We start from the raw sequence: 15,586 nt of genomic DNA, 5'->3' as shown, positions 1-15,586 counted from the left end.
ATGTCAAATGTTCATTTCAAGGCAGGCCATTAGGCAAAAGAAAAACGGCTCCGATCCCGGTTGAGGGGGATCGAAGCCGTTTCCGCCAGACTGAGGCTGTTCGGTTATTTCTTCTCGAACAGGACCTTGCCGCGCTGCGCGACGTAGAGCTTTTCGAAGGTGGCGGGGTCGAAATAGGCTTCGATTTTCCGACCTTCCTCGTCTTTCGCATAGACTTCGTAGCAGCCGCCATCGACTTTTGACTTGCGAACGGTCCAGCCCTCGGCGGTCAGCTGCGCCTCCAGCGCTTCGCGGGGCTGCCATTCCGATTCGGGAACGTCGCAGGTCACTTTGCCGGTGGCCATTGCGGGGGCGGCGATGGTTGCCGCCGCGAGGGCGGACATGATGATCTTACGCATGAGCGGGGGTTTTCCTTCGGTTGAGATGATGGGCGATTCGGTAAGCTTCAAGCAGGGCGAGCGGCGCGAAATGTATGAGCGCGGCGGTGACCCCATCATGAATGAGCAGCCAGTGGGCAAGGGTAAGGATCGCGGCAGGGTAAGCGAGGCGCTGGAGTTTCTTCCAGCCAGCCCGCAGCCAGCGCATCGAGGCATCGTTCGACGTGAGCGCCATCAGCAGCATGGCGATGATGGCGAGCCAGCCAGTCCATATGGAGATAATGGTAATTTCCGACAGGATCGCGGGCAGCGTCTCCATATCCATGACGTAATAGAATGTGTGAAGGGCAGCGTATGCGAAGGCGGCCACGCCGATGTAGCGGCGGCGCTGCTGTAGCCAGAGCGTCCAGCGGGCGCGGCGTGCCACGAGGACAAGCGGTGAGATGGCGAGCGCCAGAATCAGAAGGCGCGCCGACCATTCGCCGGTGCCGTGCAACTGGTCCGCCGCATCCTTGCCCGACAGGATCGCCGCGACCGCCGGAAGGGCAAGCAGCGTCCAGAAGAAAATTCGATGATTGACGATGGCTTTCATTGTTGCGAGTGATTATCGATAACAGGGCTGGGGTGCAAGAGGCAGCGTATTTCTGCCCCAGATGTCTATGCCACTCGCTTAATCCGCTCAGGATGATCGGACTTGGGGATATTGCATTTTAAACCACGCAAACACGTTATGTCGGCGAAGACCGGTATCCATTTCCTGCGATCGCATCTAGGTTTGGACGGAAGAGATGGACCTTGGCCTGCGCCGGGGTGACGTATTGAGAATGGGAGTTTTTCTTGATCGTTCGGATTTTCGTGATCTTCGCGGTGCTGTGCCTCGCGGCATGCGGCGGTGGACGCAGTGACGCGCCGGTAAGGTCTTCCTCCGCAGCGCAGGCGCCGCGCACCGATATTCCGCAATCGGCGAAGCAGTGCCATGCGCGGCTGGACCGGCTGCGGGGCCTGGAATACCGCAAACTGCCGCCGCGGCGAACGGCGGAGGGATGCGGGTTTTCAAACGGTGTGCAGCTGCTGCAGGTCGGCGTGCCGATCAGCGGGATTACGGCCATGTCCTGTCCCGTGGCCGAAGCGCTGCACGGCTGGATCAACGAGGATTTGCAGCGGGCGGCGCGGCGCCATCTTGGCAGCGATGTCGTCCGGATCATCAGCTATGGCACCTATTCCTGCCGCAGCGTCAATAGCCGACCCGGCGCGCGCCTGTCCGAACATGCCTATGCCAATGCTGTCGATGTGGCGGGATTCGAGCTGGCCGATGGCCGCACGATCCGGGTGAAAGGCGGCTGGACGGGCGGCGGCGATGCGGCGCGGTTCCTGAAAGACGTGCACGGCGCGGCCTGCAGGCGCTTCCAGATCGTCATCGGCCCGGATGGGGACCGGTTCCACGAGGATCATTTCCATATGGATATGGGGCGCGGACCCTATTGCCGCTAGCGCGGGCATGCCGTGAAGGGCTGCCCTTACCAAAGGGCGCTTATCCTTCATGCGCAGCATTCCAAATCATGAGGACAGGCCCTAAGCGGCGCTGATGACAAAACATGATGATGTGCACGCCCGCCGCTTTGCCTCCAATGCGGAAGACGCCGAACTGGCCGCGCAGGGCCCCACCGACCACCCGTCCTATCGCCTGGCATATCAGGACCTGGATTTTCTGAAGCGGGAAGACATGCGCGCATTCCGGCTACAGCTGGAATTGCTGAAGCCGGAACTGTTGCAGCAGGAGCATGGCATCGAATCGACGTTCGTCGTTTATGGCTCCGCGCGTATTCCCGAAGCTTCGGCCGCCGCGGCGATGATCGCGAACGCCAAGACGCCGGTCGAACGGCGCAAGGCCGAGAAGCTCGCCGAGAAAGCGAAATATTACGAAGAAGCGCGCAAGCTGGCGCAGACGGTGTCGCTGCTGCCGCAAACCGAGGACGGCAAGCGTAATTTCGTGATCGTATCGGGCGGCGGTCCGTCGATCATGGAGGCTGCGAATCGCGGTGCGCATGATGTCGGCAAGGAGTCCATCGCGCTGAACATCGTGCTGCCGTTCGAGCAGGCGCCGAATCAGTATGTGACGCCGGAACTGAGCTTTCTGTTTCACTATTTCGCCATTCGGAAGATGCACTTTCTGATTCGCGCCCGCGCCGTGGCGGCGTTTCCGGGCGGATTCGGAACATTGGACGAATTGTTCGAGACGCTGTGCCTGATCCAGACCGGCAAGATCAAACGCATGCCGGTGCTGCTTTACGGCCGGGCATTCTGGGAGCGCGTGATCGATTTCGAGGCGCTGGTCGATGAAGGCACGGTGTCGCCGGGCGATCTGGACCTGTTCCACTATGTCGAGACAGCGGCGGAAGGCTGGAAGATCGTTGCCGATTTCTATGGCATCGAGGACGGCGCGTCGGTGTGACCGCACTGGCGGAGGACACCGCCAGACGGGGACGTATCGACAGCCTCGACATGCTGCGCGGGGTGGCGGTTGCCGGTATATTGCTGATGAACATCTGGTCGATGGGCAGCGTGCCGGGCATCGAGCGGAACCCGGCACTCGCCCCCGGCTGGGGCCTGGCGGACCAGGCGGTCTGGTGGTTCGGCATGGTGTTTGTCGAAGGCGCGATGCGCGGGCTGTTCTGTCTGCTGTTCGGGGCCGGTTTCATGCTGATGGCCGGGCGGGTGAGCGCGTGGGTCTGGTACCGGCGCACGCTGCTTTTGATCGGTCTGGGGCTGGTGCATGGCTATCTGCTGCTGTGGCCGGGCGATATCCTGCTGGTTTATGGATTGTGCGGGCTGGTCCTGTGGCTGGCGCGGGACATGGAGGCGCGCCCCATGGCCGGGCTGGGGATTGCGTGCCTCGTCCTGCTGACGGGCCTGACGCTTGGAAATCTTGTCGGTCTTGCGAACAAGCAGGCCTTTGCCGAGGCCGCGATTGCAGCGGGCGTGCCAGAAGAGGATGCGCGCGTGTCGGCCTGGCGGACGGTGGAAGCGTCGGTGCGGCCGGACCCTGAACTGATCGAGCGGAGCCGTACCGCGCGGGCAGGGGGGATCGAGGCGAATCTGATCTATAAAAGCGAGGTGGCGGATCAGCTGAATGACCTTGGCTATTCGCGTGTCTGGCTGCTGGATGCGCTGGGGATCATGCTGATCGGGGCGGCCATGATGAAATGGGGCCTGTTCGGCGCGGATGCGGATCGCGGCATCTGGCGCTGGATGATGATCGCGGGCTATGGGGTCGGCATCCCGGTCGGCTTGGCGGAATGGGGTCAGCTTTATGCGGGCGGGTTCACCACGCCGATCCAGCTTTTATCGGTGACCGACCAGATCGGACGGTCGGCGATGACGTGCGGACATCTGGGCGCGCTGCTATTGCTTTGGCACGGCAATGGTAAGCCGGTTCAAGGAACAGGCGGTGCACGGCGCATATTGTCGGTGTTCGTACCGGCGGGGCGCATGGCGCTGACCAATTATATCGGCCAGACGATCATCTGTCAGTGGGTGCTGTTTCCGGGTTTCGGCCTCGGCCTGCACGCAAAGCTGTCACATGCGCAATTATGGCTGGCCGCGGCCGCGATCATCGCCGTGCAGCTGACGCTGAGCGTTTTGTGGCTAAGGCGTTTCAGACAGGGACCGCTGGAATATCTGTGGCGGCGGGGCACCTATTTGCGGCGCCCCTGAATCTCCGCCTGAAATTTACTGGGCCGGATTTTCGTCCGCATCCTGATTCGGTGCCGCCGGTCCGCCGATATTGCTGTTGGGAACGGCCTGGGCGTTCTCGAGCTCAGCTTCCACCGTATCGTCCGCTTTCGCGGCCTCGGCGCCCGTGCCGTCCGGATCTTCATCGACAAGCACCGGCGCAGGCATTGCGGGGAGCGGCAGGTTCGAGCCCTGCTCGTTCAGATAGGCAAACAGGTCAGCGCGATCGTCGGCCTTGGAAATACCGGCGAAGGCCATCACGTTGCCCGGGATCGCGCTGCGCGGATTGGCGATATATTCGTTCATCTTTTCGAATGTCCACGAACCGGTCTCTTCCTTAAGTGCGCTGGAATAGCTGCCGAAGCCGGCCGCACTGCCAATATCCCGGCCCATGACGCCGTAAAGGTTCGGACCCTGCTTATGTTCACCGCCCTGGTTGATCGTGTGGCAGGTCGCGCATTTCTTGAAGACATTCGCGCCCTTCGACATGTCGGCGTCCTGCATGGCGATGGCGATTTCGTCGGCCATGGACATGCCGGCCTCTTCTTCGCCCGCGTCTTCGGTGACGCATCCCGCTTCACCGCAGGCAAGATAGCCCATCGTTTCGGGGCGCTCGTTCGGGAAGGCGTAGCCCGTAACAATGCCGAGACCCAGCACGGCAATCATGGCGGCGAGAAGCCAACCGAAAATCTTGTTCCACTCGAAACTGTCCACGGATATTCCCTTGCCGTTCGCTGTCGCTGCATGTTGCCGTGCGGCCCACATATAAGCCGATGCGCGCCTTGCCAAGCACCTGCGACTTGACGGCGCGGCTTTATCGCGGCGTTAAGGCGCGTATGGAGACGTATCCCCGCGCCGCAGAAACACTTGTCCGCCAGATGGAGGGTGCCGCCGCCGCCGAACCGGCGCGGGCCGTGTCCTTTCAGGGCGCGCCGGGTGCCTATTCGCATCAGGCCGTGCGGGAACTGTTTCCAGAAGCGCTGCCATTACCGTGCTTCACCTTCATCGATGCCATCGCCGCCGTTCGCGAAGGCCGCGCCGCCCGTGCGATGATCCCCATCGAAAATTCCCTGCATGGACGTGTCGCGGACATTCATTTTCTGCTGCCGGAAAGCAATCTGCACATCACGCATGAGCATTTCGTGCGCGTGCAGCACTGCCTTCTGGCGCTGCCGGGGACGGCGCGCGAAACGATAAGTGAGGCGCACAGCCACCCGCAGGCACTGGGTCAGTGCCGCAAAAGGCTGGGCGAGTGGGACATCCAGCCCAGGCCGCAGGTGGACACGGCGGCGTCGGCGGCGCTGGTGGCCGGTCAGGACGACCAGAGGAAGGCCGCCGTGGCCTCGTCACTGGCCGGTGAGCTTTACGGGCTGGAGGCGGTGGCGACGGGTATCGAGGATGAAGCGCACAACACGACGCGCTTCGTCGTTCTGGCCCAGGACCCCGTAAATCCGCCCGACGGCGCGGAGGTCATGACCACGCTGACCTTCGAGGTGCGTTCCGTACCCGCGGCGCTGTTCAAGGCGCTGGGCGGCTTTGCGACGAACGGCGTGAACCTGACGAAACTGGAAAGCTATATGCGCGGCGGGCAGTTTCGCGCGGCGGAATTCTACGCCGATATCGAGGGGCGGCACGACGATGAGGCTGTCATGCTGGCGCTGGATGAGCTGCGGCATTTTTCGAAATGGGTTCGAATTCTCGGCTCCTACGAGCGGGCACGGGCGCGCTGAACACCTTCATGCTGGCGCGATGCGGCGAAGCGCGCGATAAGGCCCGGTATGAGCATCTATTCCAGCCGCCTAGAGGCACTTCGCACCGAACTTTCAAACCGCCAGCTTGACGGCTTCGTCATTCCCCTGACCGACGAGCATATGTCCGAATATGTCGGCGACTATGCGCTGCGCCTGCAATGGCTGACGGGGTTCCAGGGATCGGCGGGGACGGCAGCGGTCCTGCCCGGGATGGCCGCCATCTTCACCGATGGCAGGTACAAGGTGCAGGTCCGCGATCAGGTCGATGGCGCGCTGTACAGCTATCAGGATGTACCCGCCGTGCAGCCCGCCGACTGGCTGGAGGCCGAAGCGTCGAAGGGCATGCGCATCGGCTATGATGCATGGCTGGCTACGAAAACATGGGCGCGGGCGACGGAAACGCGGCTGAAAGCGAAGGGGATTTCCCTGACGCCGGCAGACGGCAACCCAATCGATGCGATCTGGCCGGACCAGCCCGCGCCGTCCGCTGCGCCGCTTAGCGTGCATGAAGATGAATTTGCCGGACAAAGCGGGGCGGAAAAACGCGCGCAGATCGCCGACTGGCTGAAGAGCGAAACGGCCGACGCGGTGGTGATCGCGGCGCTCGATTCGGTGGCGTGGACGCTCAACATCCGGGGGAGCGACGTGTCGCATACGCCGGTGGCGCTCGCCTTCGCCGTGGTGCGGAGCGACGGCACGGCGACGCTGTTCGTGGAGCCGGGGAAGGTCACGCCGGAGGTGCGGGCGCATATGGGCGCCGATGTCGATGTCGCGCCGCGCGATGGCTTTGCCGCCGCGCTGGAGCAGATGGGCAAGGACGGGCTGACCGTCGCGCTGGACCCGAGCAGCTGCGTGGCGGCGATTTTCCAACTGCTGGCGGCGGCGGGCGCGAAGATCATCGAGCGGCGCGACCCGGCGCTGCTGCCAAAGGCCGTGAAGAACGACACCGAGCTGGAAGGTAGCCGGGCGGCGCATATCCGCGATGGCGGCGCGGTCACGCGCTTTTTGAAATGGATCGAGGAGACCGCGCCGGGCGGTGAGCTGGATGAATTGGGCGCGGCGGCGAAACTTCATGATATTCGCCGGGAATCAAACCTGCTGCGCGACCTGAGCTTCGATACGATCAGCGCGGCGGGTCCGAACGCAGCGCTGCCGCATTACCGTGTGTCGGAGGAATCGAACCGGAAGATCGCGCTGAACAGCATCTTCCTGTGCGATTCCGGCGGGCAATATACCGACGGCACGACGGATGTGACCCGCACCGTGGTGGTCGGCACGCCGACGGACGAGATGAAGGAGCGCTTCACGCGGGTGCTAAAGGGCCATATCGCCCTGGCGACGCAGACATTTCCCAAGGGAACGCGCGGGACGCAGCTTGATTCGCTGGCGCGCATGCATTTGTGGCGCGGCGGCGTCGATTACGGCCACGGCACCGGACACGGCGTCGGCAGTTTCCTTGCCGTGCACGAGGGGCCGCAGCGGATCAGCGCGGCGAATTACCCCGGTGCGGGCGCGGACGAACCGCTGCGGGCGGGCATGATCCTGTCGAACGAGCCGGGCTATTACAAAGAGGGCGAATATGGCATCCGGATCGAGAATCTGGTGATCGTCGAGCCCCGCGAAATCGACGGCGCGGAGGGGGAGTATCTGGGGTTCGAGACGATCACATTTGCCCCCATCGACCTCAATCTTGTGGCGGCCGAAATGCTGACCAGCGAAGAACGCGACTGGCTGAACGGCTATCATGACGATGTGCGCGCCAAGATTACGCCGGAGCTGAAAAATGCCGAAGATCAGGCGTGGCTGGCCAACGCGACGCGAGCGATCTAAGTGCAGGTTACATAATAAAAAATTGGGGAGGGCGGCTGTGCTTGAAGTGCTGACGGAAGCCGTGGGGACGCTGAATGACCGCGTATTCCAGACGGTCAATATGTTCGGGGTCGATATCGGCGTGGTGGTGCTGTTTCTGGCGGGGGCCATGCTGTTTTTCACGGCGTGGCTCGGCGTGCCGCAGGTGCGCGGGATCGGGATCGGGATACGCGTTCTGAAGGGTAAATATGACGACCCCGAGGCACCGGGCTCCGTCAGTCAGTTTCAGGCGCTGTCGACGGCGCTTTCGGGCACGGTGGGGCTGGGCAATATCGCGGGCGTTGCGATCGCCATCGGCCTTGGCGGCCCCGGCGCGGTGCTATGGATGTTCATCATCGGCTTTTTCGCCATGGCGCTGAAATGCGCGGAGGTGACGCTTGGCCTGAAATATCGCGAGTTCGCGGCGGACGGCGAAGTCCGCGGCGGGCCGATGTACGTCGTGAAGAACGGACTCGCCTCAATCGGTCTGCCGCGTTCAGGCAAGTTTCTTGGCGTTCTCTATTCGCTGTTTGCGCTGGGCGGTGCGATTCCCCTTATTCAGGCGAATCAAAGCTTTGCTGCCCTGGCGGATGTCGGCGGGTTTGAGGCCGGCCCTACAGGCGGTCTGATCTACGGCATCATCCTGGCGGTGATGATCGGTGTCGTCATCGTCGGCGGCGTCAAGTCGATCGCGCGTGTGACGGGGCGTGTGGTGCCGGTGATGTGCGCCATCTATCTTGGCGGCGTGCTAATGGTGCTGATGGTCAATGCGGGAGCCATTCCGGCGGCCCTGGCGAGCATTTTCAGCGGTGCCTTTTCCGCGGATGCGGCCGTTGGCGGCGTTGTCGGCGTCTTCGTCGTCGGCATGCAGCGCGCGGTGTTCTCGTCAGAGGCCGGTGTCGGCACTGCCGTTATCGCGCACAGCGCCGCCCGTACGCACCACCCGGCATCCGAAGGGATGGTGGCACTGCTGGAGCCGATGTTCGACACGATGATCGTCTGCATGGCGACCGCGCTGATGATCGTCGTGACGGGCGTGCATCAGCAGGGCTTTCAGGATATCGCAATGACGAGCGCGGCCTTTGCAAGCGTGGTCAGCTGGTTTCCCTATGTGCTGCTGATCGCGGTGCTGTTATTCGCCTATTCAACGCTAATCGCCTGGGGATATTATTTCGCGACCGCGTTTGGATATCTGTTCGGGCACGGGAAGCGCCGGGATCTGTTCGCGAAAATTCTGTACTGTGCGCTGACGCCGATGGGATCGATCCTGGGCGCCGCGGCCGTTGTGAATCTGATCGACGCGCTGTTCTTCCTGATGGTGCTGCCGAATGTGATTGGCCTCATCTTTCTGTCGCCGATCCTCAGGCGGGAAGTGAACGGGTTTCTGGCGAAGGTGAAATCGGGCGAGATTTACGGGGACGGCGTTGGCGACGAGCACATCACGCCGCCTCATGATTAGGCGCCTGTGCGTTCGGCCATTCTGTCCATCGTCATCCCGGGGAGGAGCCGGGCCATGACCGCGTTGGCGCGCTCCTGAGCGGTGCCGACGGTAATCTCGCGCTTGCCGGCGTTCAGCGCCGCGATGATCTGATCCGCGGCCATTTCCGCAGTGATGCCGTGGTTGACGGGATCGTCGTTCGGGCCGTAGCGATTGCCTTTGCCGTCAACGGCGTTGGCGGCGATGTCGGTCTGGACGAAGCCAGGCGTGACACTGAGCACGTTCAGGCCGTGGCGCGCATTCTCCGCACGCAGGGCGTCGGAATAGCCCATCAGGGCGTGTTTAGCGGCGCAATAGCCCGTGCGCATCGGGACGCCGATTTTCCCGGCAAGGCTGGCGACCTGTATCAGTGTGCCGGATCCGCGTTCGAGCATGGCGGGCAGCAATAGCTGCGTCAGGCGCAGCGGCGCGAAGAAATCGACCTCCATGAGGCGGCGGTAGACGTCGAAGTCGGTGTCCACGCCAAGCGCGCGCTGGGAAATGCCGGCATTGTTGACGAGGATGTCGGGCGTGCCCTGCCAGGTGGATGCCTCTGCGACGATGCCGGGCAGGGCGTCATAGTCGGTGGCCTCGAAGGGGAGGATGAGGGTTTCGCCTGCACAGTCGGCGGCGGCGGCATTCAGGGCCTCTGCGCGGCGGCCGGACAGGATGATGTTCGCGCCCGCGGCGGACATGGCGATGGCGAGCGCACGGCCGATCCCGGAGCTGGCGCCGGTGATCCAGACGGTCTGACCGGATAATGTGTCCGCTGAAGGCTTCACAGAATGAACTCCCATAATCTGGTCGTCACACCAAACACATATGGATGCGCGGCGACGAGGACGGCGTAAAGGACAGTGCCCGCGATGACCGGTGTCAGGCCAGGCCAGCGGAGGCGCGGCCAGAAGCTTGTTTTCGCGGCATAGGCGGTCCATGCCGCGCCGATCAGCCTTGCCTTTTTCGCATCCTGCGCGCGGGCACCGGCAAGCGCGAGAAAGCCGATGCCGCCTGCGAAGACCAATGTCGAAAATGTGCCATTCATGGCGATATGCGCAATGGCCCAGAGCGCGAAGCTCCACATCATCGGGTGGCGCGTGATCCGCATCGCCCCCTGGGGTTCGGAGATCTTCGCCAGACTGCCCTGCGCACCGACAAGCGCGGGATTGGGTTTTAGAACACTGCCGACATACAGGATCGACGCGAGCAGCATCAGCACGTGGCCCGCAATAACCACCCAGAAATAGACAAACCAAAGCTGCTGGTCAGGCGCGCCGCCATAGGCCAATGCCGCCCAAATCAGGAGGGCCAGCGAAACGAGCGAATACACGCCGAGAAAGCCTTTTTCGCCAAGCGCGCCGACCATCGGGGCACGCAAGGGATGGCTCATCAGAAAATGGCTGCCAACAAAAAGCGCCATCGCGATCACAAGTTCGGTCATGATGCGGAGTTTAGCCGCATGTGAAGCGGATGGCGATGCTTCAGAATGTTAGGCTGTAACGGATTATCGCGTTCACGCGGGAGCCTTATTCCGCGCCGTCGGTCTCGATCAGCAGCCAGGCCGGATCGTCGGAGCTGAGGTGGCGGCTGAACGTCCAGATGTCGTGCGCCTGCGTGGCGTCGCTGTCGGAACCGGCAATGACGTTGCCGTCGGCGTCGCGGGTAACGGAAATCAGGTCGCTGTCGAAACGGACGGTGATTTCCGCCATTTGGCCGCGCAGCCCCGCACTCAGGATTTCCGCATTCTCGATATCGACCAGACGATTCTCATACTGATTATCATCGTCGGCGCGGGCATCGATCGCGGCGGCGAAATCATCATATATATCGTCTGAAACCAGATCCTTCAGCTCGTCCTTGTCGCCGTTCCAGAACGATTCCAGAACCATACGGTACGCAGCGGTGGCGCCTTCGACAAAAGCGGTGGGGTCGAAATACGCGTCTTCCCCCGCAATGGCCTCCAGGCCGCCGCGCGCGGTATCGTTGACACCGTCGGGAATTGTGAGTGGCGGACGCTCCGCCGCGGGCATGGCAATGACGTTACCGCCTGCGCGCGGCGCTTCCTTCGTGCGCATCATCGGCTGGGGCGTTTCAGCGGATTCATCGTGGCGGCCAAGCACGCTGATCAGCCGGAGGGCAATAAACCCGGCAAGTAAGGCCAATACGACGATCTCGAACAATTCTGCCTCCTGATGGCATTGTCTGTGCCGGCGGACTCGCAACTGCCGCCAAAGCGCCAACATAAGGGAGCGTACGGCCTGCACAAGTGCAGAGGACGTGCGACCTATCTGCGACCTATCCTTGCGCGATAGGGGGCTCCCCTGCTAGCGCGCGCGGCAAATCAATTCATATTTCTCAAGAACAGGTGAAACTCATGGCAGACGAAGCAACTCCCGAAGGCGCGGCACCGGAAGGCCAGCAGGCTCCGATCGCGATCAATATCCTGGCGCAATACACAAAAGACCTGAGCTTTGAAAATCCAAGGGCACCGATGAGCCTGCAATCCGGCCAGCCGCAGCCGCAGATCGACCTGCAGGTGAATGTCGAGGTCAAGAAGCAGGATCAGGCGAACGTCTATGAGGTCGTTCTGAACCTGTCCGGCAAGGCGTCGATCAATGACGGCAATGACACGGCGTTCATTGTCGAACTGTCCTATGGCGGCCTGTTCGCCCTGCAGAATGTTCCGGAAGAGCATCTGAATCTGTTCCTGGTCGTGGAGGCGCCGCGCCTGATCTTCCCCTTCGCGCGCCGTATCTTCGCCGACGCCGTTCGCGATGGCGGCTTCCCGCCGCTCATGCTCGATCCCATCGATTTTGCAGCGCTTTACATGGCCCGTCAGCAGCAGGCCCAGGCCGGGCAGGCGCGTCCCAGTGAAAATCCGGTGGAAAATGGCGGCGGCGACACGCCAAACATCATTTTGCCGAACTAGGGCAGACCGCACATGGGCAGCTTTCCTGATGTCCCCGGGCCGAGGGGAGGCTAGCCCATGTCGCTGATCAAGAATGTCGGGACGATCGGCGGGCTGACGATGGTCAGCCGCGTGTTCGGTTTTGTCCGGGACATGCTGCTGTCGCGCCTGCTGGGCGCGGGCACCGGCGCGGATGCCTTCTTCGTGGCGTTCAAGCTGCCGAATATTTTCCGGCGGCTATTTGCTGAAGGTGCGTTCAGCGCAGCTTTTGTGCCGATGTTTTCAAAAGCCTATCACGGCGAAGGCGGGCGCGAGGCCGCGCTGACATTTAGTAGACAGGTCCTGTCGGTGTTTCTGCCGATCCTGTTTGTCTTCACGGCACTGGCGGAAATTTTCATGCCGTGGATCGTCTACGCGATGGCCAATGAATATCAGGACGTGCCGGGCAAATTCGGCCTGACCGTCGATCTGACACGAATCACGTTCGTTTACCTGCTGCTGATCAGTCTGGTCAGCCTGCTGGCGGGCATATTGAACAGCCTGTCGAAGTTCGCCGCGGCGGCGGCGGCGCCGATCCTCCTCAACATCTGCCTGATCACGGCCGTGCTGATTTTCGGATCGACCGAACCTGATCCCGAATTCGTGACGGCGCGCGCGCTGGCGGTGGCGGTTAGTATTGCGGGCGTGCTGCAGTTCCTGTGGCTGTTATGGGCGGTGCACCGCGCGGGGATCGACCTGCGCGTGTCGCGGCCGCGCCTGACACCGCAGGTGAAGCGCCTGCTGACGATTATCCTGCCGGCGACCTTTGGCGCGGGGATTTACCAGATCAGCCAGTTCGTCGACATTTTCTTTGCCACCCGGCTGGAAGAGGGCGCGATGAGCTTCCTGAACTATGCCGACCGTCTGAACCAGCTGCCTCTTGGGGTGATCGGTATCGCCCTTGGCACGGCGATCCTGCCTGCGCTCAGCCGCCTCATCGGGCGCGATGATCAGGAGGGGGCAAAGCGGCTGATGGGGACCGCGCTGGAACTTTCCATGCTGCTGACCATTCCGGCGGCGGTGGCGCTGTTCATCTGCGCCGAGCCGCTGGTGGCTGGGATCTTCATGGGCGGGCGGTTCACGGCCGAGGACGCGGCGATGACCGCCAGTGTCATGGCGGCGCTGTCCGCCGGTCTGCCCGCCTATGTGCTGATCAAGGTGTTCACGCCCGGCTATTATGCGCGCGACGATACCAAGACGCCGGTTTATACGGCGCTGGCGGCGCTGGTGGCGAACATTGTCCTGATCCTTTTGCTGATCGAGCGCCTGGAGGTCGTGGCCCTGCCGGCGGCCGCTGCGAGTGCGGCGTGGCTGAACTGCGTGCTGCTGTACATCGGCCTGCACCGCAGCGACCGTTTCCGCCTGCCGACAGTGGTGGCGGGACGCGTAGTGAAGCAGATCGCCGCCGCGGCCCTGATGGGGGCATTGCTGTGGTGGCTGCGCGGCCTGCTGGACGGCAATTTCGCAGCCGGTATCCTGACGCGCATGTGGAGCATCGCGGCACTGGTCGGCGGCGGCATGGCCCTCTATTTTGGGACGCTGTTCGTCATTGGCGGCTTCGACAAGGCGCAGTTGGCGAAATTCAAGCGGCCTGCCGCCTAACCTGTTCCGGGTTGACCTGAGAATCCCATTGAATGAGACGACAGCGCATGACTGACACTCCGCACCCCCGCGTATTTTCCGGTATCCAGCCCACGGGCGATCTGCACCTTGGCAATTATCTGGGTGCGATCATGAACTGGGTGAAGATGCAGGAAACGCATGAGTGCATTTTCTGCATCGTCGATATGCATGCGATCACCATGAAGCATGATCCAAAGTCGCTCGCGCGGGCGACGCGGGAGCTGACGGCGGGGCTGATTGCGTCGGGCGTCGATCCCGACAAGGCGATCCTGTTCCACCAGAGCGCGGTACCGATGCACGGGCAGTTGACGTGGATATTGGACTGTGTGGCACGGATCGGCTGGCTCGACCGGATGACGCAGTTCAAGGACAAGTCCGGCGCTGACAAAGAGGGCGCGTCCGCCGGCCTCTATGTCTATCCGGTGCTGATGGCGGCGGACATCCTGGGCTATAAGGCGACGCACGTTCCCGTCGGCGAAGACCAGAAGCAGCATCTGGAGCTGGCGCGCGACATTGCCGAGAAGTTCAACCGCGACTTCGGCGTCGACCTTTTCCCCATTCCCGAACCCTTCATCCAGGGGGCGGCGACGCGGGTGATGTCCTTGCGCGACGGGACGGCGAAGATGTCGAAATCCGATCCGAGCGAGATGTCGCGCATCAACATGCTGGACGATGGCGACACCATCATGCGCAAGTTCAAAAAGGCGAAAACGGATGCGGATGCGCTGCCGTCGGAGGTCGCGGGCCTTGCGGCGCGTCCGGAGGCGGCGAACCTGGTCAATATCCATGCCGCTTTGAGCGGGCAGACGGCGGCGGATGTACTGCGCGAATTTGGCGGGCAGGGATTCGGAGTCTTCAAGCCAGCGCTTGGCGAGCTGGCGGTGGAGAAGCTGGCCCCGATCGCCGAGCGGTTCCGCGAGCTGAAAGGCGACAAGAAGACGCTGGATGGCATATTGCATCGCGGCGCGCAGCAGGCGAACGCCATCGCCGAGCCGATCCTGCAGGAAGCCAAACGCGCGGTCGGATTTCTGAAGGGCTAGCGGCGGCGAGACTGGCGGCGACGAATCGTGCTTATTCAGCGACCGTTCAGCGCAATTCCGGTAAAACTATGGACGCTTAGGGCACGTATGATATCATGTCCGCAGAGGAAATTGCGTTATGAAATTTATGAAGACCGCCGTTCTTGCAGGAGCCTTGCTGCTGACGTCCGCCTGTGCATCGTCATTCTCCGCCGATGTCAGCCGGTTCCAGCGCCTGCCCGCGCCAACCGGTGAAAGCTACACCATTGTCGCCATGGGCGATGAGGAAACCAACAGCCTCGAGTTTCAGAATTACGCGCGCTACGTCGCGGCGCAAATGAATGCGCAGGGCTATACCGAGGTATCGAACCCTGATGATGCGACCATGATCGTGTCGCTCGACTATGGTGTGAATGATGGCCGCGAGAAGATTGCCAGCCGTCCAGGCACACGGTTCGGCGGGTTTTATGGTTGGGGGAACCCCTATTATTATGGCCGCGGCTATTATCGCCGCCCGATCTTTTACGACCCGTTCTTCCATGGCGGCTTTGGCGGCTTCAACGACGAAGTTTACAGCTATACCGTATATAGTTCGTTTCTGGACATGAACATCACCCGCCCGGGCGGCGAGCCGGTGTTCGAAGGGCGCGCCGAGGCGAATTCACGCGGCGACAATCTGCCCGAGCTGGTGCCGAACCTGGTGACGGCGATGTTCACGGACTTCCCCGGCATGAGCGGCAAGACAATTCGCGTGCGCGTTCCGACCGAGCGGAAATAGCCAGAACGAAAATCGGGAAATCCGCCGGTAGCGGGAA

The 15,586-nt window shown here is 62.3% G+C and carries 16 protein-coding genes; 10 read left to right on the top strand and 6 right to left on the bottom strand.

The window, feature by feature from the left end; all coding sequences use genetic code 11:
• Positions 1 to 104 precede the first annotated feature (104 nt).
• Together KCG44_RS10750 and KCG44_RS10745 are read right to left on the bottom strand one after the other, a co-directional pair.
• A complete protein-coding gene (locus KCG44_RS10750) occupies positions 105 to 398 on the bottom strand; it encodes a PepSY domain-containing protein (protein ID WP_255536483.1) in 294 nt (97 codons plus the stop codon).
• On the bottom strand, positions 391 to 969 hold the full coding sequence (locus KCG44_RS10745) for a protein-methionine-sulfoxide reductase heme-binding subunit MsrQ (RefSeq protein ID WP_218446085.1): 579 nt from the start codon (positions 967 to 969) through the stop codon (positions 391 to 393). Before KCG44_RS10745 ends, KCG44_RS10750 begins: the two co-directional genes overlap by 8 nt.
• 245 nt (positions 970 to 1,214) lie before the next feature.
• Between KCG44_RS10745 and KCG44_RS10740 the strand changes: the two genes are divergently transcribed.
• From KCG44_RS10740 to KCG44_RS10730, 3 genes are all read left to right on the top strand, one after another.
• The gene (locus KCG44_RS10740; protein ID WP_218446084.1) at positions 1,215 to 1,868 is read left to right on the top strand and encodes an extensin-like domain-containing protein; all 654 of its coding nucleotides are present in this window, start codon (positions 1,215 to 1,217) and stop codon (positions 1,866 to 1,868) included.
• Positions 1,869 to 1,962: 94 nt separating this feature from the next.
• On the top strand, positions 1,963 to 2,829 hold the full coding sequence (locus KCG44_RS10735; RefSeq protein WP_218446083.1) for an LOG family protein: 867 nt from the start codon (positions 1,963 to 1,965) through the stop codon (positions 2,827 to 2,829).
• Entirely contained in the window at positions 2,826 to 4,091 is a 1,266-nt protein-coding gene (locus tag KCG44_RS10730) for a DUF418 domain-containing protein (protein WP_218446082.1), read from the top strand. The genes KCG44_RS10735 and KCG44_RS10730 overlap by 4 nt, the downstream gene beginning before the upstream one ends.
• Before the next feature lie 15 nt (positions 4,092 to 4,106).
• Here the strand turns inward: KCG44_RS10730 and KCG44_RS10725 are convergent, their stop codons facing one another.
• Positions 4,107 to 4,823: a c-type cytochrome gene (locus KCG44_RS10725; protein ID WP_218446081.1), complete on the bottom strand. Its 717-nt coding sequence runs from the start codon at positions 4,821 to 4,823 to the stop codon at positions 4,107 to 4,109.
• Between the two features lie 122 nt (positions 4,824 to 4,945).
• On the opposite strand from KCG44_RS10725, the gene KCG44_RS10720 reads away from it, so the two are divergent.
• From KCG44_RS10720 to KCG44_RS10710, 3 genes are read left to right on the top strand one after another with little or no spacing between them, the layout of a single operon-like run.
• A complete protein-coding gene (locus KCG44_RS10720) occupies positions 4,946 to 5,839 on the top strand; it encodes a prephenate dehydratase (protein ID WP_218446080.1) in 894 nt (297 codons plus the stop codon).
• 48 nt (positions 5,840 to 5,887) lie between these two features.
• Positions 5,888 to 7,690, top strand: a complete 1,803-nt coding sequence (locus KCG44_RS10715) for an aminopeptidase P family protein (RefSeq protein WP_218446079.1) — start codon at positions 5,888 to 5,890, stop codon at positions 7,688 to 7,690.
• Between the two features lie 37 nt (positions 7,691 to 7,727).
• Positions 7,728 to 9,167, top strand: coding sequence for an alanine/glycine:cation symporter family protein (locus KCG44_RS10710; RefSeq protein ID WP_369411968.1), 1,440 nt, complete (start codon positions 7,728 to 7,730; stop codon positions 9,165 to 9,167).
• Here the strand turns inward: KCG44_RS10710 and KCG44_RS10705 are convergent.
• The 3 genes from KCG44_RS10705 to KCG44_RS10695 form a co-directional block, all read right to left on the bottom strand.
• The gene (locus KCG44_RS10705) at positions 9,164 to 9,967 is read right to left on the bottom strand and encodes an SDR family NAD(P)-dependent oxidoreductase (RefSeq protein WP_369411967.1); all 804 of its coding nucleotides are present in this window, start codon (positions 9,965 to 9,967) and stop codon (positions 9,164 to 9,166) included. The genes KCG44_RS10710 and KCG44_RS10705 overlap by 4 nt on opposite strands.
• Positions 9,964 to 10,623 (bottom strand): NnrU family protein, encoded by a 660-nt coding sequence (locus KCG44_RS10700; protein WP_218446076.1) that lies wholly within the window; start codon positions 10,621 to 10,623, stop codon positions 9,964 to 9,966. The genes KCG44_RS10705 and KCG44_RS10700 overlap by 4 nt, the downstream gene beginning before the upstream one ends.
• 85 nt (positions 10,624 to 10,708) lie before the next feature.
• On the bottom strand, positions 10,709 to 11,362 hold the full coding sequence (locus KCG44_RS10695) for a Tim44/TimA family putative adaptor protein (protein ID WP_218446075.1): 654 nt from the start codon (positions 11,360 to 11,362) through the stop codon (positions 10,709 to 10,711).
• Positions 11,363 to 11,556: 194 nt separating this feature from the next.
• On the opposite strand from KCG44_RS10695, the gene secB reads away from it, so the two are divergent.
• The 4 genes from secB (at position 11,557) to KCG44_RS10675 (ending at position 15,549) form a co-directional block, all read left to right on the top strand.
• Positions 11,557 to 12,111: a protein-export chaperone SecB gene (gene secB, locus KCG44_RS10690; RefSeq protein ID WP_218446074.1), complete on the top strand. Its 555-nt coding sequence runs from the start codon at positions 11,557 to 11,559 to the stop codon at positions 12,109 to 12,111.
• Between the two features lie 57 nt (positions 12,112 to 12,168).
• A complete protein-coding gene (gene murJ, locus KCG44_RS10685; RefSeq protein WP_218446073.1) occupies positions 12,169 to 13,731 on the top strand; it encodes a murein biosynthesis integral membrane protein MurJ in 1,563 nt (520 codons plus the stop codon).
• 47 nt (positions 13,732 to 13,778) lie between these two features.
• Entirely contained in the window at positions 13,779 to 14,792 is a 1,014-nt protein-coding gene (trpS, locus tag KCG44_RS10680; protein WP_218446072.1) for a tryptophan--tRNA ligase, read from the top strand.
• A 118-nt stretch (positions 14,793 to 14,910) separates the two neighbouring features.
• A complete protein-coding gene (locus tag KCG44_RS10675) occupies positions 14,911 to 15,549 on the top strand; it encodes a DUF4136 domain-containing protein (protein ID WP_218446071.1) in 639 nt (212 codons plus the stop codon).
• The last annotated feature ends 37 nt before the right edge of the window (positions 15,550 to 15,586 follow it).

Origin of the sequence: Pacificimonas pallii, from assembly GCF_019204005.1 — a bacterium.
GTDB lineage: Bacteria > Pseudomonadota > Alphaproteobacteria > Sphingomonadales > Sphingomonadaceae > Pacificimonas > Pacificimonas pallii.
The sequence above is the reverse complement of the archived record's forward strand: the minus strand, read 5'-3'. Positions and strand labels throughout refer to the sequence as shown.